The organism is Curtobacterium flaccumfaciens, from assembly GCF_018598405.1.
GTDB lineage: Bacteria > Actinomycetota > Actinomycetes > Actinomycetales > Microbacteriaceae > Curtobacterium > Curtobacterium aurantiacum.
In genome coordinates this window covers 99,897-118,521 of record NZ_JAHEWS010000010.1, presented here as the reverse complement: position 1 = coordinate 118,521, position 18,625 = coordinate 99,897, and the positions used below count along the sequence as shown (strand labels likewise).

Genomic DNA, 18,625 nt, shown 5'->3' with positions numbered 1-18,625 from the left:
AACACACCATGCCCATCGACGGCATCACCGGCAGCGTGGACCCGACCGCGCAGGCAGCGGCCCTGGCCGCCAACTCCGCATCCCAGAAGTCCCAGACGATGGACTCCGAGGTGTTCATGAAGCTGCTCGTCACGCAGCTGCGGAACCAGGACCCGTCCTCGCCGATGGACACGAACCAGATGATCAGCCAGCAGACGCAGCTCGCGATGATGGAGCAGATCACCAACCAGACCACGACGGGGAACGAGAACTTCTCGCTGCAGATGCGCATCGCCGCAGCGAACCTCGTCGGCAAGCAGGTCAGCTACACCGACGCCGACTCGGGCAAGCCCGTCACCGGGACCGCCTCGGCCGTGTCGTACGCGAACAGCGTGCCCACGGTCACCGTGAACGGGAAGGAGGTCGCTCTCGACGTGATCTCCGGCATCACCACCACCGCTCCGGCTTCCTGACACCCCCTCCTCCTTCCGCCGTTCTTCCTCGTTCTTCCTCGATCTTCCTGCCTCTCCGAAAGGACGCACCATGCTCCGCTCGCTCTACTCCGGGATCTCCGGCCTCCGCTCCCACCAGCAGATGCTCGACGTCACCGGCAACAACATCGCCAACGTCAACACCGTCGGCTTCAAGGGCTCGACCACCGTCTTCCAGGACACCCTGTCGCAGATGACCCAGGGCGCCGGCGGACCGCAGACCGGCGTCGGCGGCACGAACCCCGCCCAGATCGGCCTCGGCGTGCAGGTGGCGGGTGTCTCCACGAACTTCGCGCAGGGCTCCGCGCAGGCCACCGGCAAGGCCACCGACCTGATGATCTCGGGCGACGGCTTCTTCGTCACCCGTCTGGGCAACGACACCGTCTACACCCGCGCCGGTGCGTTCGACTTCGACGCGAACGGCCGTCTCGTCACCGCCGACGGCAAGATCGTGCAGGGCTACCCGGCCACCAACGGCGTCGTCAACGAGAACGGGCAGCTGTCCGACATCGTGCTGCCGCTCGAGGCCGCCGCCCCGGCCGTCCGCACCACCGCAGCCACCGTCGCCGGCAACCTGCCGTCCGAGACAGCGGTCGGCCAGACCATCACGCGCGAGGCAACCGTGTACGACGCCTCGGGCGCCAAGCACACGATGTCCCTCGCCTACACGCGCACCGCCGCCGGCTGGGACGTGACCGGACGCAACGGTCAGGGCACCACGGCGACGACCTCGTTGACCTTCGGGACCGACGGCAAGCTGACCGCCGGCGGGACCCTCGCCGTCGGCGGCATCCGCGTCGACATGGGCGACCTGACCGGGTTCGCGTCGCTGAACACCGCGGCGATCGGTTCGCAGAACGGTCGCGAGGCCGGGGCGCTGCAGGGGTACTCGATCTCGAAGGACGGCACCGTCACGGGCACGTTCTCGAACGGTGCGTCGCTCGCGCTGGGCCGCATCGCCCTCGCCACCTTCGCCAACCCGGCCGGGCTCGAGAAGACCGGGGCGTCGGGCTACCGGGCCACCGCGAACTCGGGCGGCGCGACGGTCGGCGGCCCCGGCTCCGCTGGCGTGGGTTCGCTCGCGGCGGGGACGCTCGAGATGTCGAACGTCGACCTGTCGCAGGAGTTCACGAACCTGATCGTGGCGCAGCGCGGGTTCCAGGCGAACGCGCGCATCATCACGACCTCGGACGAGGTGCTGCAGGAGCTGACGAACCTGAAGCGCTAGGCGCGGGCGCTGCGGGCCTGTGCGCTGCGGACCCGCTCGTGTGCGTGTTCGCGAGCGCTGGCGCGGGCGCTTGGTGAGCAGCAACGGTCGAGTGCTGAAGGGGGACCCGACCGTTCCTGCTCACCATCCGTCGTCCAACCGGAGGTGCGGCACGCCTAGGGTGAGTCCGTGAGCGATGCAGCTGCGGTCGAACGGGGGCGCCGGGCCGTCCTGGAGCACTTCCGGTGGATCGACGGCGACGCCGACACGTGGTCGATGCTGCGGGAACCGGTGGCGCTCCGCGCGATCGTCGAGGGCATCGCCGCGACGGCAGCGGACGACCGTCCGGACGTCGTGGTCGGTGTGGAGTCGCGCGGCTTCGTGCTCGGGCCGGCCGTCGCGCTGGCGCTCGGCGTCGGCTTCGCCCCGGTGCGGAAGGACGGCACGGTCTTCCCCGGCCCCGTCGTCGAACAGCAGACCGGACCGGACTACCGCGGGAACCGCCGCACCCTGTCCCTGCGTGCCGACCTGGTCGGATCCGGTCAGCGGGTCGTGCTCGTCGACGACTGGGTGGAGACCGGCAGCCAGGCCCTCGCCACCGCTGCCCTCGTCGAGCGGTGCGGGGCACGGCTCGTGGGCATCGCGGTGATCGTCGACGAGGCGGCGGACCCGGCGCGAGCAGCGCTCCCCGGGATCCGATCGCTGGTGCGTGGCGACGAGCTCTGAGGCTGGTGTCGCCGGCACCGGGAGCCCTATAGTCAGCGTGTGCTGACCATTGCTCCGCGTCTCGACGTCCTGAACCGGCTCGGGCGAGCGCTCTCCGATCCCACCCGTGCCCGGATCCTGCTCCGACTGCTCGACGGGCCGGGCTACCCGGCGCGGCTCGCAGAGGAACTGGACCTGACGCGCACGAACGTGTCGAACCACCTGGCGTGCCTGCGCGGGTGCGGCATCGTCGTCGCGGTACCGGAAGGGCGTCGGACCCGGTACGAACTCGCGGACCGCAACCTGACGACGGCGCTCGAGTCTCTGGTCGACGTGGTGCTGGCGGTCGACGTCGTGGACGACGGCGGGGTCACTGCCCTCGGCTGCGAGGTCGAGCGGTGAGCACGGCTGGGGTGTCGCTCGCACCGGTCCGCGTCGACGTGCTCCGGCGACGGATCAGGTGGATCGTCGCGGCGACGATCACGTACAACGTGATCGAGGCCGTCGTCGCCATCGCAGCCGGATCGGTGGCGTCGTCCACCGCGCTGATCGGCTTCGGGCTCGACTCGATCGTCGAGGTGCTGTCAGCCGCCGCCGTCGCGTGGCAGTTCGCCGGTCGCGACCCGGAGGCCCGGGAACGGACGGCGCTCCGGGTGATCGCGGTCTCCTTCTTCGGTCTTGCGCTCGTGGTCAGCGTCGACGCCGTCCTGACCTTCACGGGCGTCCGCTCGCCGGAGCACAGTCCGGTCGGCATCGTCCTGGCCGCGGTGAGCCTGGCGGTCATGCCGTTCCTGAGCCTGGTGGAACGGCGGACCGGACGCGAGCTCGGTTCCGCCTCGGCGGTCGCCGACTCGAAGCAGACGCTGATCTGCAGCTACCTGTCCGCGGCGGTGCTGCTCGGCCTGCTGGCGAACAGCGTGTTCGGCTGGTGGTGGGCCGATCCGCTGGCCGGGCTCGTCGTGGTCGGGTTCGCGGTGCGCGAGGGACTCGAGGCGTGGCGCGGCGACGCCTGCAAGCAGCCGGTGTCGGCGCTGACGGGGGAGCGGGAGGGCGACGGCTGCGACTGCTGCTGAGCCGTGATGGGCGCCGGGTCAGCGCGCTTCGGTCTCGGTGACGTGACTGACCGCGTCGCCGACGATGTGCGCGATGTGTTCGTCGTGCAGCGAGTAGACGGCGTTCCGTCCGATGCGCTCGACCTGCACGATGCCGGCGAGTCGCAGGGTCCGCAGGTGCTGGGAAACCAGGGGTTGCGAGAGTTCGGTCGCCTCGGCCAGGGACCCGACATCGGACGACTCGGAGATCAGCACCGCGAGGATGCGCAGTCGTGCGGGCGAGGAGAGCGCCTTGAAGAGCTCCGCCGCCGCTTCGATCCCGTCTGACATGCACTCATGTAAGCGCACGCGCATACGTGCATGCAAGACGACGGCCCCGGCGCGGTGTCGCGTCGGGGCCGTCCGTGCTGATCCGAGGATCAGTGCTCGTCGTAGTGGTCACCGTGCTCGGCGTGCTTGTGACCGTCGTGGACGAAGTCGACGTGGTCGTCGTGCTGCACCGTCTCGTGGCCGCAGCCGTCCTGGTGGGTGTGCTCGGCGATGGTGTGCTCGGCGCTGTTCTCGTGCTCGGCCATGGTGACCTCCTGCTGATCGGCGGTTGGGATGTGCCCACCGTACGTCACGTATGCAGATGTGGCAATACATTTATAGATGAGAACGGATGTCAGCCCGGGAAGCGCTGGGCGCCCGCGGCCGCGGACGTCGGCAGCGCATCCTTCGGGATCGTCACGCCCGCGGTGAGTGCCGATGCCCACTCTGCCGTCGTCGTGACGGCGGCGAGGTTCGACTGGAGGACCGCCATCAGGGTGCGGTGCACGGTCTCGGCGTCCACCGCGCCGCCGGCGTTGACGATGTTGATCGCCCCGGTGGCGTCGGACAGCACCTCGATCGCGACGCCGAGGGCCTCCGCCTCGGCCGCCGAGACGATGATGCAGTTGTTCGTCATGTAGCCGACCAGGGTCACGGTGTCGACGGAGTGCTCGCGCAGCCAGGGGAGCAGGTCGGTGTCGGCGAAGACGGAGCTGTACTGCTTCGTGATGTGCTTCCACGCCGGCGTTCGTCGCCGTTCGATCTCGGGGTGCAGCGCGAAGGCATCGGTGGTCGGGTTGAAGACCGGCGCTGCGTCGCCGGCGCTGTGCTGGACGACGACGATCGGCGTGCCGGAGGCCGTCGCTGCGTCGATCGCGGTCGTGATCTGCGCGAGCGAGTCGTCGACCGGCGGGAAGCGGACCTCGAGCGGACCGCTGAAGTACTCCAGCTGGATGTCGACGAGGACGAGGGCGCGCTGGGGATCGGTCACTGGGGACTCCTTGGGTTGGTGGACGTGCTCCTCGATCCTCGTCTGTCCTCGAGCGCGCCGTGGTTGGCACGTGTGCACCGATACGATGGAATCAGGCCAACCCGGAGGAGGCGTCCGTGCGCATCGCGATCTACGCGTTCGACGGCATCACGATGTTCCACCTGTCCGTCCCGCAGATGGTGTTCGACGAGGTCACCCGGCTCGGGCTCGCCGACTGGGAGACCTTCGTGTTCTCCGACCGGTCCGGTACGGTCCGGACCGCCGAGGGGCTGACGGTCGGTCCCGTGCACGGGCTCGAGGCGGCGGACGACGCCGACCTGGTCGTGGTGCCGTCCTGGACCGACGACGGCACCCGGCTGCCGGCACCGACCGAGCAGGCGGTCGTCGACGCGCACGCAAGGGGCTCGACCGTGGTCGGCCTGTGTCTCGGGTCGATCGCCGTCGCGGGTGCCGGGCTCCTCGCGGGACGCAGCGCCGTGACACACTGGTGAGAGGTCGACCGGCTCGCCGCCGCACACCCGGACCTGACGGTGGAGCCGGACGTGCTCTACGTCGACCACGGGGACGTCCTGACGTCGGCGGGCACGGCGTCCGGCCTGGACGCGTGCTTGCACGTGGTGCGCACCCGCCTCGGGGCCGAGGCGGCGAACCGGGTCGCGCGGAGCCTGGTCGTCGCGCCCCACCGCGAGGGCGGACAGGCCCAGTACATCGAGCGCCCCGTGGTGCAGCGCGGCGACGACGACCCGGTGGCGGCGGCGTCGGCGTGGGCGGTCGGACACCTGGACGAGGACCTCGGCGTCGACGGACTCGCTGCGGCGGCCCACATGAGTCGCCGCAGCTTCGTCCGGGCCTTCAAGCAGTCGACCGGCACCACCCCCGCGGCCTGGGTGCGGTCACGACGCCTGGACGAGGCGCGCCGGCTGCTCGAGACCACCGACCTCCCCGTCGACCAGATCGCCGCCGCCTGCGGATTCGGCAACCCGGTCACGCTGCGGCAGAACTTCGCCGTGGCGTTCGGCAGCACACCCTTGAGCTACCGCCGACGGTTCGACGCGCGGCCCTGACCGGCCGCCCCGTGGTCTCAGCGCGGCGCCACTGGCGACACTGGTGCCACCGTTGCCGGCCAGTGCGACGGCCGGTCGATCCCGTCGGGCAGCGTTGTGGCGGAGTCCCCGCGTGCCGCGTTCACCTGCGCCTGTGTGAGGAACACCGCCGTGGACAGGTCCGCTCCGTCAACCCGTGCATCCCGCAGGTCGGCGCCGAGCAGGTCGACACCGGACAGGTCGACACCGCGCAGGTCCGCCGCGATCACCGTGGCTCCCCGCAGGTCGGCCCCCCGCAGTGACCGCGCCCGGAGGTCGCGACCTGCGAGGTCCGCCCCCGGTCGCAGCAGGCCGTCCGGAGCGTCGGCATCGCCGGCGCAGTACCTGCCCCGGACCTCGGCGCTCACCTCGACCAGGACATCGCGCACTCGAGCGTGCAGTGGTTCCAGGTCCAGCGCGAGGAGCGTCGGACGGCCAGCGTCGAGGCTTCGGCGGATCTCCTGCGCGAGGAGGGCAGCGTCGTCTGCCGAGTCCGGGGTCACCGCACGGTCCCGTGCCTCGGCGAGGTGCCAGAGCATCTCGTGCAGTCTGCGGACGATCGGGAACACCCGGAACATCTCCGCGCGGGAGGCCGGGTCCGCACGCCAACTGACCCCGTCGTAGAGGGTCTGGGACACGTACTGGCCCGCACCCGAGCAGTCGAAGACGGTGCAGCCCCGGAACCCCCTCGGCCGCAGCGCCTGGTGGATGGTGCAGGAGAAGTCGTCTGCGAGGTTGTCGCAGGGGGTACCGGCGGGTTTGTCGATCGGGAAGTCGGCGGAGCGCTGGAACCCGAAGACGGTGCAGCAGAGCGCGAAGCAGTTGCCGCAGTCCGCGCGCAGGGCGGACCGGTCGGTGGTCGTCATGGAGTGTCTTCCTCTGGTGGTCTGGATGGTGTGCCGGGCGGGGGAACTCCTGGTGGAGTTCCCCGTCCGGGCGCACGAGACCACCCCCGCGCGTCGGCGGGGTGAACCGGTGGTGCTGGGTGCCCGGTGGGTCACCGAGGGAGACGGAGGATCACTGCGGCCAGGGTAGCGTTCCCGGTGCAGGATGGGCGCGTGTGGACTGTCCGAGCGATCCTCGGCGCCGGGTGCACCCTGGTGCTCGTTGCGGTCGTGTCCGCGTGCAGCTTCGGCGTGACGTCGTGCACCGCCAGCGGGTGGTTGAACACGGTCGAGGTCACGGTCACCGGAGATGCCGGGGACCTGCGCGACGTCGCTCTCGTCCGCACGTGTGGGGGAGCACGCTGCACGCCGCCCACTCCGTCGGACCCACCGCTGGTCCCCGCCGAGGTCGCGCCGGAGCCGTCGCCCACGCCCGTGCCCGGAGGTGCCGTCTGGCGGACGACGGCAGACTCCGGCCTCCCCACCGTGGGCCGGGTCGCTGTCTACGACCGAGAGGACCGTCTACTCCTCAGTCGATCGGTCGCGCTGCGCTGGGTCCGCGACGAGCAGGGCGACCAGGACGAGCGGTGCGGTGGTCCGTCGACCGCGGCCGTGTCGGTCGGACTCTCGCGCTGAGCACACGTCGAGCGGGACGGGGCGTCACCCTGGCGTCGCGCTGCTGCGGCGCACATGAGCGAGCGCGTTCCTTCCCATGACGGCCGCGATGGGAACGGGAAACGGGCGTACCTGGTCGGAACAACAGGCCGGGTACGCCCGCTTCGACCAGGTGTGCCCCGGATCGCCCTACGACGACGTGGGCGGCGAAGCCACCGACTCCATGCCGTCCAGCCGTGCCTCTTCGGCGTCGTACCCGGCACGCACCTGGCGCAGCACCAGGTCGTCGATCTCGTCGGCGTCCCGCAAGCGCAAGAGGGTTCTCGCCTTGTGCTGCACGAGTGCGAGCTCGAGGGCGACCGCGTTGTCGTGCCGCTGCAGCGCGGGGTGGTCGTCGTCGTCCCCTTCGCGGGCCTCGATCACGTCGAGGTGCGCCTCGTAGTCCTTCCGCAGTCGATCCACCGTGGCACGATCGGCTCCGGTCGACCGTGCGAGACGGGGGAGCGCGTCGAGCGCCTCCTCGATCGCGGTGCGTTCGGCGTAGCGACGTTCCTCGCTGACGGACTCGTCCTCGGGCAGCGCGGCGCGGCGCAGGACGGCCGGCAGCACGAGGGCCTGCCCGACGATCGTGACGATGACCACCCCGGCGGTGACGAAGACGATGAGGTCGCGCTCGGGGAAGTCGCCACCGGACTCCAGCGTGCGTGGCACGGCGACGGCCATGGCGAGCGACACCGCGCCCCGGAACCCGGCGAACCCGCTGACGAGCCGGTCGCGGTGCCCCTCGCGCGGTTCTCCGCCGGTGCGCCGGGTGACGAGCCAGATGGTCCCGCCCGCGGCGTTCAGGAACGCGAACCGCACGATGACGAGCAGCACGGCGACCGCGAAGACGATCCCGGTCCCGCGCAGCAGGTCGGCGGGGTCGAGTGCGCGTGCGGCGACCATCGCCTCGATGCCGACCAGCACGAACAGTGCGCCGTTGAGCAGGAAGGTCAGGAACGACCAGAACGCGCGCACCTGCTGCCGGGTCTCGGCGCGGTCGAGCTTCGGGCCGACCTGGCTCACGACGATGCCGGCCGCCACCACCGCGAGCACCCCGGAGGCCTCGATCGCCTCGGCGGCGAGGAACGCGGCGAACGGGACGAGCAGGGTGACGAGGTTCTCGAGCACCACGGTGTCGACGCGCCGCAGCACCATCGTGCCGATCCAGGCGGCGGCGAGTCCCGCGGCGACCCCGCCGATGTAGGAGAGCACGAGCATGCCCGACACACCCCAGAACGTGAGTTCCTGCGTGCCGACGGTCACGGCGACGGCGATGCCGTAGACCACGAGGGTGGTGCCGTCGTTCACGAGGCTCTCGGCGCGGAGCACCGTGACGTTCCGCCGGGGCAGCATCTTCGTGAGCACGCCGACCGCGGTCGCGTCGGTCGGGGCGACCGCGGCACCGAGCACCCAGGCCGGGCCCCACGGCATGCCGAGCAGGTGCAGCAGGACGGCGACCGCGCCGGCGGTGACCACGACGAGCAGGGTGCCCATCAGGACGATGCCGCGCAGGTTCTTGCGGATCTCGCGGAGCGACGTCGTCAGGCTCTCCCAGTACAGCAGCGCCGGGAGGAAGAGGAGCAGGACCGCCTCGGCCGGGAGCTCGACGTTCGCGAACTCCGGCACGAGCCCGAGCAGCGCGCCGAACACCAGGAGCAGCACGGGTGGTGCGACCCGGATGCGGTCGGCGACGGCGGCCGTCAGTGCGATGGCGAGGCCGAGCACGACCACCAGTTCCGGTCCCAGCACGTGCACTCCGATCGTCGTCCGACCCGCCAGTCAACGCCGATCCACGGTGGATCCTTCCAGAACAGCCGAACGACGCGCCACACCACCCGCCGGCTCACACCGCCCGCGGCCGCCGCACCACCCGCCGCCACCACGCCCGCCACGGCAGGGACGTCACCAGCGCCGACCCGATCACGACGGTCCCGAACCACCCCACGACGATGCCCGGGATCGGTACGAGCAGGCTCGCCCACAGCAGCACCGCCAGCACGCCGAGCACGTACGCCGCCCCTGCCTTCAGGTACCGCAGCCGCTTGAGTCCCGCAGCCTGGTCGACGTGCGAGGTCAGCCGTGCCAGGAACACCGCCCCGACGCCGATCGCACCGATGGCGACCGCGGCCTGCTCGAGCGCCCCGAGCCCGTCCGACCCGAGCGGCCCGGACCCCGACAGGCTGTACACGCCGTCGAGGATCTCGAACAGCATGAACACCACGAGCCCCCGCTCGAACACGACGGTCGACGCGTAGAGGTGGATGCGCCAGGCACCGCGGCCGACCCCGATCGACGCGGTGTCCGATCCTCCGGCACCGCCGCCCCCGCGCAGCGCCCATCCGGCGATGCGCTTCGACGCGAGGTAGGCGGCGATGCCCGCGATCCCGCCGATGGCGATCGGCAGCAGTGCGCCGGGTGCCCACCCGGAACGTGACCCGATGAGGACCGAGGTGACCACGACCCCCGTCAGAGCGGTGACCAGCGACCAGACGCGCGGGCGCGCGACGGAGGCGAGTCGGGCCTCCAGGCGGCCGAGCCACGACCTGCGCGACGCGCGGTCGGTGTTGAACAGGTACTCGGCGAACACGAGCCAGATGAACGCGGCGCCGAAGGCGGCGAGGGCCGGGCGAACCTCGGCCAGGTGCGCGGAGAACGAGCCGGGTGCGAAGACCGCCTGTTCGACGGAGCTCGCCGGGTCGGTCGCGTCACCGACCGCGACCGCCGCCGGCGGCAGCAGCAGGCGCATCGCGAGGACGCCCGCGACGATGCCGAGCGACAGGAACAGCCGCCGGGCGGGTGAGTGCAGGCGCCCGGCGATGCCGGCCATCGGCACGGACGAGTCCGCGGCCATCGCGATCTCGAGGAACGCGAGCGCGACGAAGGCGAGCGCGGCGGCGGGGCCGAGCACGGCCCACGCCACGGCCGCTGCGGCGACCGTGATGAGCAGGGGGACGGTCAGGAGTGATCTCGTGGCCATCTGCCCATCCAGCACGGTCGGGCTGGGCGGCGCATGGAGCGCTCCTGGGCATCGGCCTGGAGGCCCGTGGGGACCCCGCAGAACGGGTGACGGTCCGTCCCCACTTGCGGGGACGGGGGGACGCAAAACACCGGTGTTCGCGTGTTGAACCGCGGTTTGCGCGTGTTCAACCGGCGAACACCGGTGCCCAGCGGGGGACCAGCGTCAGTCGTGGAACGTCTCGATGGACGCGCCGAGCGAGTTGAGGCGCTCCTGCAGCTGCTCGTAGCCACGGGCGATGATGCCGACGTTGCGCAGGACGCTCTCGCCCTTCGCCGCGAGCATCGCCAGCAGGATGACCACGGCGGGCCGGAGTGCCGGCGGGCAGCTGATCTCGGCGCCGGAGAAGTGCGTCGGGCCGGTGACGTCGAGGCGGTGCGGGTCGCGCAGGGTGACGCTCGCGCCGAGACGGGTGAGGTCGAGCAGGTGGATCGCCCGGCCCTCGTAGACCCAGTCGTGCACGAGCGTGGTGCCCTCGGCCATGGCCGCGATGACGACGAAGAACGGCAGGTTGTCGATGTTCAGCCCGGGGAACGGCATCGCGTGGATCTTGTCGATCGGGGCGTGCAGGTCGGACGGGTGCACCGTGATGTCGACGAGGCGGGTGCGGCCGTTGGCGGCGGCGTACTCCTCGCTGACGTCGAACAGCAGGCCCATCTCGGCCAGGGTGGCGAGCTCGATCTCGAGGAACTCGATCGGCGCACGGGTCACGGTGAGGGTGGACGCGGTGACGATGCCCGCGGTCAGCAGGCTCATCGCCTCGACCGGGTCCTCGCTGGGCCAGTAGTCCACGACCTCGTCGATGCGGCTCTTGCCGGTGATGCGGAGCGTCGTGGTGCCGATGCCCTCGATCTGCACGCCGAGCAGCTCGAGGAAGAAGCAGAGGTCCTGCACCATGTAGTTGGGGCTGGCGTTCCGGATGACGGTCTCGCCGTCGCGGGCGGCAGCGGCCAGGATCGCGTTCTCGGTCACGGTGTCGCCGCGCTCGGTGAGGACGACGGACTTCGTGGGGACGGCCTGGTTCGCGACGTCGACCTCGTACCAGCCGGAGGTCGCCTCGACGTCGACGCCGAACGGCCGCAGTGCGATGAGGTGTGGCTCGACCGTGCGGGTGCCGAGGTCACAGCCGCCGGCGTAGGGCAGGCGGAACGACTCGTACCGGCCACTGAGCGGGCCGAGGAACATGAGCACGCTGCGGGTGCGGCGGGCGGCGTCGGCGTCGATCGCGTCGAGGCGCAGGTCGTCGGGGGCGACGATCTCGAGGGTCTCGCCGTCCTCGGACCACGTGACGCTCGCGCCGAGGCTGCGGAGCACGTCGATGATGCGGTCGACCTCGACGATCCGGGCGACCTTGTGCAGACGGGTCACACCGCGGTTGAGCAGCGAGGCGCAGAGCAGCGCCACGGCGGCGTTCTTGCTCGAGTTCACCGCGATGGAGCCGCTGAGCTTCCGGCCGCCCTGCACGCGCAGGTGGGCACGCTGCGGGGCGCCGCCGATCGAGACGATCTGCTGGTCGAGGGCGTCGCTGATGCGGGTGAGCATCTCGAGGGACAGGTTCTGACCGCCCTGCTCGATGCGGTTGATCGCGCTCTGGCTGGTGCCGACGCGTTCGGCGAGCTGGGCCTGGGTCATGCTGCGGCCCTTGCGGGCGCCCCGGATCAGGGCGCCGACCTCACGGAGGGGTGCTGCGGTCGCCGGAGATGCCGGCGAAACGACGGTGGTGGTGTCGGACATGCGCGCCACGCTAACACGCTCATGAGATAAAGCGGTGGAGGATCGACCCCCGTTGCGTGTCCGGAGGTCTCGAATACGTCACAGCTGGCAATTTCGGGGGACGAACACGTTCAGGGATCGGTCAGGGTGCCCCGGACGATCGAGTCGCCGGAGTGTGCCGGATCCCCGTCGTCGGCCTCGGCGGAGACGTCCACGACCGGGAACCGCTCGGTGTCGAGACCCGCCGGCACCGTGAAGCGGCCACGGTCGCCGTCGAGGTACCCGACGCTCACCAGGCCCGCGAGGTCCGCGCGCATCATCCAGACCTCGCGCAGCGGACCGGTGCCGGAGCGACCGCGCTCACCGTGCAGGTCGACCACGAGCGTGACCCGACCGTCCTGGTCGCGTTCCAGTTCGGCCGTGCCGGTGGTGCCGGACCAGCCGGGCAGGGCATCGAGCTCGGTGTTCGCGAGGACGGTCTCGGTGTCGCCGCGGGGGAGTCCGGGCACGATCCCGGACGCGACGCCGATGCCGAGGACGACGGCGAGGACGCCGACACCGGCGATGGCCGCCGCGAGGGCACGGCGTCGTCGCGGACGCGACCGGGGTCGGCGGGACGCGGCGTGGTGCCGCAGCTCGGACGACGTGGCGGCGGGTGCGGGTGCCTGTCCGGGTTCGCGGCCGGGCGCACGCTCGGGTTCGGTGGCCGGTGCCGGTGCCGGTGCCGGTGCCGGTGCCGCAGCGTGCTGTGGCGTCCGGGCGATCTCGGCCGCGATCCGCTCCCACACGTGCTCCGGCGGCGCGGCCAGCTCGACGTCCTCGGACGCCCGGGTGACCGCGGCGACCCGCTGCAGCACGGCCACCTCGTCGCGGCACCGGGCGCAGGACGCCAGGTGCTCGGCGACGTCGTCCTCGGCCACCTCGTCGGAGACCGCGAGCATCGCCAGTGTCTCGTCGTCGACGTGCTTCATTCGATCACCTCCAGACGTGTTCGGAGCCGAGCCAGACTTCGGTGGATGTGGCTCTTGACGGTGCCCAGCGGCAGTTCGAGCCGTTCGGCGATCTCACGATGGCTGAGGTCGTCGTAGAACGCCAGTCGCATCACCCGACGCGGGACCTCGTCGAGCCGGTCGAGTTCACCCGACACGAGTGCCCGTTCGGCCAGGTCGAAGGCCGGTTCGGGCGCCGGCGTGGTCTCCTCCACGACCTCCGGGTCCGCGGCGCTGGCGTGCCGGCGTCGCTCGTTGCGCGCGTCGGCGATGCAATTCCGGGTGATGCCGACCAACCAGGCACCGAGTGGTGCCCTGGTCGGGTCGTAGCTCGTGCTCCGCTGCCAGGCCTTCACGAACACCTGCTGCGTGACGTCCTCGGCGGCGGCCGGGTCGGCCAGTGCCCGGAGCGCCAGGGAGTACACGAGCGACGACCACCGTTCGTAGACGGCGCGCAGGGCGTGCTCGCTCCCCTCGCGGAACGCGTCCGCGAGTTCGCCGTCGTCCGGGAGGCTGATCGTCACGTCTTCCTGTCGCTGGTGCGGTCGTCGTCGACCACGATCCGATCGTAGGGGGCGGATCGTCGCCACGGTCAGACCGGGACCGCGGTGACGACGAGGTTGCTCTCGTAGTGTCCGGTGGCTGCGTCGAACGTCCCACCGCAGGTGATCAGGACGAGCCGCCGAGGTCCGTCGGCACGGAAGACCTCGCCCCAGGCGAGGCCCTGCTTCTCGAGCATGCTGACGGAGTCGATCCGCCACGTGGTCTCGGCGCCGGCCGTGTCGGTGAGGGTGACCCGGGTGCCGGACGGTGCGCCACCGAGCCGAGCGAACGGACCGACGCCGTACCCGACGGCGTCGACGTGCGCCGCGATGACGACGGTGCCCTCGTCGGACGACGGCGCGGCACCGAAGCGGTACCAGCCGGCGGTCGCCGGGTCGGGCGGGAGCGCCATGGCGCCGCCCTCGTCGACCCCCTCGGGGCGGACGGGCGCGGTGATCCCGGCATGGTCGACGGTGATGGTGGTCGGAGCGGCGGCCCGCCGGACCGGGGGGATCGTGGCGGTCTGCTGCGGCACCTCGGTCGAGAACGCCGACGGGACCGGGGTCGGGCGCGGTGCGCTGGTCGTCAGGACGGACGGCTGCCCGCCGGGGGTGGTCCCGGCCGACGAGCACCCGGTCAGGGCGGCGGCCGCCACGGCGACGACGAGCGTCACCGTGGCGGACCGCACGTGGCGTTGCACGGTCAGCGCTGGGTCGCTGCGTTCCGGCGACGGAGCACGACGGCCCCGACTGCGGCAGCGGCGGCCAGGGCGGCCGCCGCTGCGCCGACCAGGGGCAGGGGGCCCTGGTCGTTCGTGGCCACGAGGCCCGCGTTCCCGGCAGGGACACCGTTCGGCGCACCACCCAGGTCCGAGATGGTCTGCGTGGCGAGTGCGAGGTTCGAGTCGTCCAGGCTGCCCCAGGCGTAGACGATGGTGGACGAGCCGGCGGCGATCTCGACGTCCGCCGGGCCGATGACCGGGTCGGTGGTCCCGGCCGCGGCGACGCTCGCCGAGACGGTGCCGGCCGGCAGTTCGAGTGCCTGCTCGTCGGGGTTCGACAGGTTCGAGACGACAGCCTCACCACCGGCGAGGACGTCGACAGCAGGGGCGGCGGCGACGTGCCGGACGACGAGGCGTCCCTGCCCGGCCGCGACGGCCGAAGTGTCGTTGGTGAACACCGTGGCGGTCGGCGAACCGTCGGTGGCGTCGTGCGCGACGGCGGTGTAGTTGCCACCCGCGTCGAACGAGACGTCCGCCGGGCCGATGATCGGCTCGGATGCGTCGGTGGCGTCCGCGGCGGTGACGGCGAGCTGGTGGGCACCGGCCGGCACCATCATCGGGCCGGCGAGGGTGCCGGGGGTGAAGTCGTCGATGGCACGTTCGCCGTCGAGGTAGACGTCGACGGTGACGTCCGGGACGGCGTGCAGGACCGAGAGCGTCGCCTCACCGGTGGCGGCGGTCGCAGCGGTCGCGGGCAGTACGGCCGCGGCGGCGGCGAACAGGACACCGGCGCTCAGGCCGGTGGCGAGTGTCTTGCGCATGACGTGTCTCCTTCGGGCCTGTCCGGGCCGGTGCGGACGGCGTCGTCCTCGACGTCGTACCCCCACTACCGCCGGAGCACCCCGATCGGATGCAGCGGTTTGCTGGGGATCAGCTGAGACGACGCCAGACCCCGGAGTTGCCGGGACGCGACCACGTCTCCGGCTCGGCAGGGACTGCACTGACCTCGGCTCCCCAGTCGGTGAGCCGGTAGGCGGAGTCCGGCGTCCACCCTGCGACGACGCTCGCCCGGCTGCCGTCGACCGGCACGGCGAGTCCGGAGGTGCGGAACCAGCCCGCGACGGTCAGGTGCACGACGTCGTACTCGGTGGCCACCGCGGACCAGTCCGGCAGCACCCAGTCACCCTGCCGTCCGGTCGCCACGGCCCAGTCGTTCCGTCGGGTGGTCTGCGTCACGTCGAGCGGCCAGCGTCGGCACAGCGCAGCCCAGTCGGCGGGACCGTCGACGGTGCACACGCGCGCCGTGGCATCGGCGGGCACGGCCGAGACCACGGCGCGTTCCTGCCCGAAGGAGTCCTCGACCGCCCACAGCGCCAGCGGCCCGGCGGACCGGAACGGCGCTCGCGTGTGCTGCGCGAGCGGCCACGGCGGAGTCGTCCACCAAACCCCGCTGGCCACCCCCGGGTTCCCCTCGGCGTCCTCGCGGCGCAGCTCCCGGGACCAGGCGGCGAGCGCCTCTGCCGCTCCCGGACGTCGGGGCTGGTCGTCCTCGTCGAACTCGACGCTCCATGCTCCGCCCTGCGGGTCGAAGAGCCGGCGCACGACCGGGCTGTCGGCAGCCCACCGAGCGATCCGCCGGAGCGCGGGCAGCAACTCCGGTCGGCCGAGGAGCACGTCCAGCGCATCGGGCTGCTGCCACCACAGCGCGCTCTCCGCAGTGGACTCGAGTGCGACCACCACGTCGTCCTCGCCCACGGACGGCAGGGACACCGCCGCGAGTGCGTTCGCCACGGTTCCCAGGTGCGGAGCCGGCTCCGGTTCGACCGCACCGCCGATGCCGAAGAGCGTGCGGCCGTCGCCGAGTTCGACGCCGAGGTGGTGCTCAGCCCAGAAGAGCAGGGCGCCGAGGTGTGCCGTGGCCGGATCGTCGGGGTCCTGCACCACGCGGACGAGCTCCAGGCAGAAGCGCCGGCCACGCGGGTGGGCGAGCAGGTCCGAGGCATCGATCACCGCACCAGGCTACTGACGGCCACTAACGCACCCGCCGCACCCGCCGATAGTCCTCCGTGCAGGCCCACGGACGGGCCCGCATCCCGCCCCACGGACGGCGGCGGGACGATCGAGAACCAGGACGGGCCATGATCGTCGTCACACGACTGAACGGCAGCGGATTCGCTGTGAACCCCGATCTCGTGGAGCGCATCCAGGAGACGCCGGACACGACGCTCATCATGGTCGACGGCGCGAAGTACATCGTGCGGGAGTCGATGGCCGACGTCATCGACCTGATCGCCGCGTACCGCGCCCGCATCGTCGGCATGGCCTACGGCACCGACGCAGCCCCGCGCGCGGGTACGAACACCGGCCCGCAGCCAACGCTCGCCCCGGTCGCCGCCCTCCGCACCCCGCTGCACGGCCGCGCGCTGGACGGGGGTCGTTGACGTGGACATCGCAACGATCGTCGGCATCCTGCTCGCCTTCGGCGCACTGTTCGGCATGGTCCAGATGGAGCACGTCGAGCTCGGCGGACTCTTCCTGCCCGCCCCGATGCTGCTCGTGTTCGGGGCCACCATCGGCTGCGGCATCGCCAGCACGACCCTCAAGGACGCCATCGCCAGCTTCAAGGCCGTTCCGAGGGCGTTCACCGGCAAGGTCACTCCGCCGGCGTCGGTCATCGATGACGTCGTCGGGCTCGCCGAGACCGCGCGGGCGAACGGCCTGCTCGCCCTCGAGCAGGAGGCCGACAAGCACGACGACCCGTTCATGAAGAAGGCGCTGCAGAACATCGCCGACGGCACCGACGGGGACGAGCTGCGGATCCTGCTCGAGGACGAGATCGAGTCGAACGCGGCACCGATGCGGAGCGCGAGCGCGTTCTTCATGGGCCTCGGCGGGTTCGCCCCGACCGTCGGCATCATCGGCACCGTGGTGTCGCTCACCCACGTACTCGCGAACCTCGGCAAGCCGGACGAGCTCGGCCCGCTCATCGCGAGTGCGTTCGTCGCCACCCTGTGGGGCCTGCTGACCGCGAACTTCATGTGGCTGCCGATCGGCGGGAAGCTCCGCAAGCTCGCGCAGCTCGAGTCGGACCGGCAGACGCTCCTGATGGAGGGCCTGCTCGCGGTCCAGGCCGGCAGCCAGCCCCGTCTGCTCGGCGAGCGCCTGAAGGCCATGGTGCCGCCCGAGGCCCGCGCCGACACGTCGGCCAAGGCCAAGGCCAAGGCGAAGAGCGGCAAGGGCAAGGGCAGCACGGCCGGCGACGCCGACGAGCAGCAGCTGGCGGCCTGACGATGAGCGCCAACCCCCGGGGCCGAGGCCGCGGTCGCGCCAAGAAGTCGCACGATGAGGCCGAGCACCCTGACGAGCGCTGGATGGCGTCCTACATGGACATGATCACGGTGCTGATGTGCATGTTCCTCGTGCTCTTCGCGATGTCCACCGTCGACCAGCAGAAGTACGTCCAGCTCAAGAACTCGCTCGCCACCGGCTTCGGCGAGGTGACGTCGCAGAAGGTCGACACGGCGAGCGGCACGGTCGTCACGAAGGACCAGGTCGAGGACGGCTCCGGCTACTCGACGGACAAGTCCCAGGCCGACCACTCCACCGCGTCGTCGGGCACGGCGGACACCGACGTCGACCCGGCATCGACCGTGGTGCCGACCAGCGCGACGAAGCAGGACCTCGCTGCCGCGAAGCGCGAGCTCGACGACCTGACGCGCCTGGAGCGTGCGATCCAGCGCAACCTGGCGAAGGCGGGACAGACCGAGAACGTCCAGTTCACCGTCGACGCCAGGGGCCTCATCGTCCGGCTCATCGGCAGCGAGACGTACTTCGGCACGAACAGCGCCGACCTGTCCGACCAGGCGCGGTCCATCATGGACGCGATCGCCCCGGTGCTGCGGACGTCCGACCACGACGTCAGCGTCGAGGGCCACGCCGACCAGCGGAACTCGACCGCCCCGTACGCGACGAACTGGGAACTCAGCGCGGCGCGGGCCACCGGGGTGCTGCGTGACCTGGTCGAGCGGGGCGGGATGCCCGGCGACCACGTGCAGAGCGTCGGCTTCGGGTCGAGCCGGCCGCTGGCGAAGGGTGGCACCGACCAGGACCTCGCGCTGAACCGCCGGGTCGACATCGTGGTCCTGTCGAACGCCGACCAGGACGTCAGCGCCCTGATGCCGGCCCTGGCGAAGGCGCAGGACACAGCACGAGCGGGCTGAGAGACGAGCAGGACGCAGCACGACAGGGTCGAGAGACGAGCAGGACGGAGCGCGACAGGGCGGCAC

Annotated in this window: 23 protein-coding genes; 11 read left to right on the top strand and 12 right to left on the bottom strand. The window is 71.5% G+C overall.

Annotated elements, in window-relative coordinates:
• The first annotated feature begins 8 nt into the window (after nt 1–8).
• The 5 genes from KK097_RS08625 (at nt 9) to KK097_RS08605 (ending at nt 3,455) form a co-directional block, all read left to right on the top strand.
• Complete coding sequence (locus KK097_RS08625; RefSeq protein WP_214531360.1) at nt 9–452, top strand: flagellar hook assembly protein FlgD; 444 nt, start codon at nt 9–11, stop codon at nt 450–452.
• Nucleotides 453–522: 70 nt separating this feature from the next.
• Nucleotides 523–1,698 (top strand): flagellar hook protein FlgE, encoded by a 1,176-nt coding sequence (locus tag KK097_RS08620; protein ID WP_214531359.1) that lies wholly within the window; start codon nt 523–525, stop codon nt 1,696–1,698.
• Nucleotides 1,699–1,866: 168 nt separating this feature from the next.
• Nucleotides 1,867–2,403 (top strand): phosphoribosyltransferase family protein, encoded by a 537-nt coding sequence (locus tag KK097_RS08615; RefSeq protein WP_214531358.1) that lies wholly within the window; start codon nt 1,867–1,869, stop codon nt 2,401–2,403.
• Nucleotides 2,404–2,442: 39 nt separating this feature from the next.
• Nucleotides 2,443–2,784 (top strand): Cd(II)/Pb(II)-sensing metalloregulatory transcriptional regulator CmtR, encoded by a 342-nt coding sequence (gene cmtR / locus KK097_RS08610; RefSeq protein WP_214544353.1) that lies wholly within the window; start codon nt 2,443–2,445, stop codon nt 2,782–2,784.
• Entirely contained in the window at nt 2,781–3,455 is a 675-nt protein-coding gene (locus KK097_RS08605; RefSeq protein ID WP_214531356.1) for a cation diffusion facilitator family transporter, read from the top strand. Before cmtR ends, KK097_RS08605 begins: the two co-directional genes overlap by 4 nt.
• An 18-nt stretch (nt 3,456–3,473) precedes the next feature.
• Here the strand turns inward: KK097_RS08605 and KK097_RS08600 are convergent, their stop codons facing one another.
• The 3 genes from KK097_RS08600 to KK097_RS08590 all read right to left on the bottom strand — a co-directional run bounded on the left by KK097_RS08600 (nt 3,474) and on the right by KK097_RS08590 (nt 4,734).
• A complete protein-coding gene (locus KK097_RS08600) occupies nt 3,474–3,764 on the bottom strand; it encodes an ArsR/SmtB family transcription factor (RefSeq protein ID WP_214531355.1) in 291 nt (96 codons plus the stop codon).
• Between the two features lie 89 nt (nt 3,765–3,853).
• A complete protein-coding gene (locus KK097_RS08595; protein WP_214531354.1) occupies nt 3,854–4,009 on the bottom strand; it encodes a zinc transporter permease in 156 nt (51 codons plus the stop codon).
• 89 nt (nt 4,010–4,098) lie between these two features.
• Entirely contained in the window at nt 4,099–4,734 is a 636-nt protein-coding gene (locus KK097_RS08590; RefSeq protein ID WP_214531353.1) for an isochorismatase family protein, read from the bottom strand.
• Between the two features lie 116 nt (nt 4,735–4,850).
• On the opposite strand from KK097_RS08590, the gene KK097_RS18435 reads away from it, so the two are divergent.
• Complete coding sequence (locus KK097_RS18435) at nt 4,851–5,225, top strand: DJ-1/PfpI family protein (protein ID WP_307858351.1); 375 nt, start codon at nt 4,851–4,853, stop codon at nt 5,223–5,225.
• Between the two features lie 51 nt (nt 5,226–5,276).
• Nucleotides 5,277–5,798, top strand: a complete 522-nt coding sequence (locus KK097_RS18430; RefSeq protein WP_307858352.1) for a GlxA family transcriptional regulator — start codon at nt 5,277–5,279, stop codon at nt 5,796–5,798.
• A gap of 17 nt (nt 5,799–5,815) precedes the next feature.
• Here KK097_RS18430 and KK097_RS08580 read toward each other — a convergent pair whose 3' ends face one another.
• Nucleotides 5,816–6,682: a pentapeptide repeat-containing protein gene (locus tag KK097_RS08580; protein WP_214544352.1), complete on the bottom strand. Its 867-nt coding sequence runs from the start codon at nt 6,680–6,682 to the stop codon at nt 5,816–5,818.
• A 192-nt stretch (nt 6,683–6,874) separates the two neighbouring features.
• Here KK097_RS08580 and KK097_RS08575 point away from each other — a divergent pair, with 192 nt between their 5' ends.
• The gene (locus tag KK097_RS08575; RefSeq protein WP_214544351.1) at nt 6,875–7,336 is read left to right on the top strand and encodes a hypothetical protein; all 462 of its coding nucleotides are present in this window, start codon (nt 6,875–6,877) and stop codon (nt 7,334–7,336) included.
• Nucleotides 7,337–7,504: 168 nt separating this feature from the next.
• On the opposite strand, the gene KK097_RS08570 is transcribed toward KK097_RS08575, so the two are convergent.
• The 8 genes from KK097_RS08570 to KK097_RS08535 form a co-directional block, all read right to left on the bottom strand.
• Nucleotides 7,505–9,106, bottom strand: a complete 1,602-nt coding sequence (locus KK097_RS08570) for a Na+/H+ antiporter (RefSeq protein WP_307858353.1) — start codon at nt 9,104–9,106, stop codon at nt 7,505–7,507.
• Nucleotides 9,107–9,200: 94 nt separating this feature from the next.
• A complete protein-coding gene (locus KK097_RS08565; protein WP_214531350.1) occupies nt 9,201–10,334 on the bottom strand; it encodes a DUF475 domain-containing protein in 1,134 nt (377 codons plus the stop codon).
• Between the two features lie 204 nt (nt 10,335–10,538).
• The gene (locus KK097_RS08560; protein WP_214531349.1) at nt 10,539–12,107 is read right to left on the bottom strand and encodes a type II toxin-antitoxin system RelB family anti-toxin; all 1,569 of its coding nucleotides are present in this window, start codon (nt 12,105–12,107) and stop codon (nt 10,539–10,541) included.
• Between the two features lie 110 nt (nt 12,108–12,217).
• On the bottom strand, nt 12,218–13,057 hold the full coding sequence (locus tag KK097_RS08555) for an anti-sigma factor (protein ID WP_214544349.1): 840 nt from the start codon (nt 13,055–13,057) through the stop codon (nt 12,218–12,220).
• Nucleotides 13,054–13,599 (bottom strand): RNA polymerase sigma factor, encoded by a 546-nt coding sequence (locus KK097_RS08550; protein WP_214544348.1) that lies wholly within the window; start codon nt 13,597–13,599, stop codon nt 13,054–13,056. Before KK097_RS08550 ends, KK097_RS08555 begins: the two co-directional genes overlap by 4 nt.
• 68 nt (nt 13,600–13,667) lie before the next feature.
• On the bottom strand, nt 13,668–14,306 hold the full coding sequence (locus tag KK097_RS08545) for a class F sortase (RefSeq protein WP_214544347.1): 639 nt from the start codon (nt 14,304–14,306) through the stop codon (nt 13,668–13,670).
• 14 nt (nt 14,307–14,320) lie between these two features.
• Nucleotides 14,321–15,160 (bottom strand): DUF4397 domain-containing protein, encoded by an 840-nt coding sequence (locus tag KK097_RS08540; protein ID WP_214531345.1) that lies wholly within the window; start codon nt 15,158–15,160, stop codon nt 14,321–14,323.
• 109 nt (nt 15,161–15,269) lie between these two features.
• Nucleotides 15,270–16,349, bottom strand: a complete 1,080-nt coding sequence (locus tag KK097_RS08535; RefSeq protein ID WP_214544346.1) for a hypothetical protein — start codon at nt 16,347–16,349, stop codon at nt 15,270–15,272.
• Nucleotides 16,350–16,516: 167 nt separating this feature from the next.
• Here KK097_RS08535 and KK097_RS08530 point away from each other — a divergent pair, with 167 nt between their 5' ends.
• From KK097_RS08530 to KK097_RS08520, 3 genes are read left to right on the top strand one after another with little or no spacing between them, the layout of a single operon-like run.
• Nucleotides 16,517–16,780: a flagellar FlbD family protein gene (locus tag KK097_RS08530; protein ID WP_439647649.1), complete on the top strand. Its 264-nt coding sequence runs from the start codon at nt 16,517–16,519 to the stop codon at nt 16,778–16,780.
• Between the two features lies 1 nt (nt 16,781).
• Nucleotides 16,782–17,627, top strand: coding sequence for a motility protein A (locus KK097_RS08525; RefSeq protein WP_214544344.1), 846 nt, complete (start codon nt 16,782–16,784; stop codon nt 17,625–17,627).
• A 2-nt stretch (nt 17,628–17,629) separates the two neighbouring features.
• Nucleotides 17,630–18,559, top strand: a complete 930-nt coding sequence (locus KK097_RS08520) for an OmpA/MotB family protein (protein ID WP_214531341.1) — start codon at nt 17,630–17,632, stop codon at nt 18,557–18,559.
• Nucleotides 18,560–18,625 lie beyond the last annotated feature (66 nt).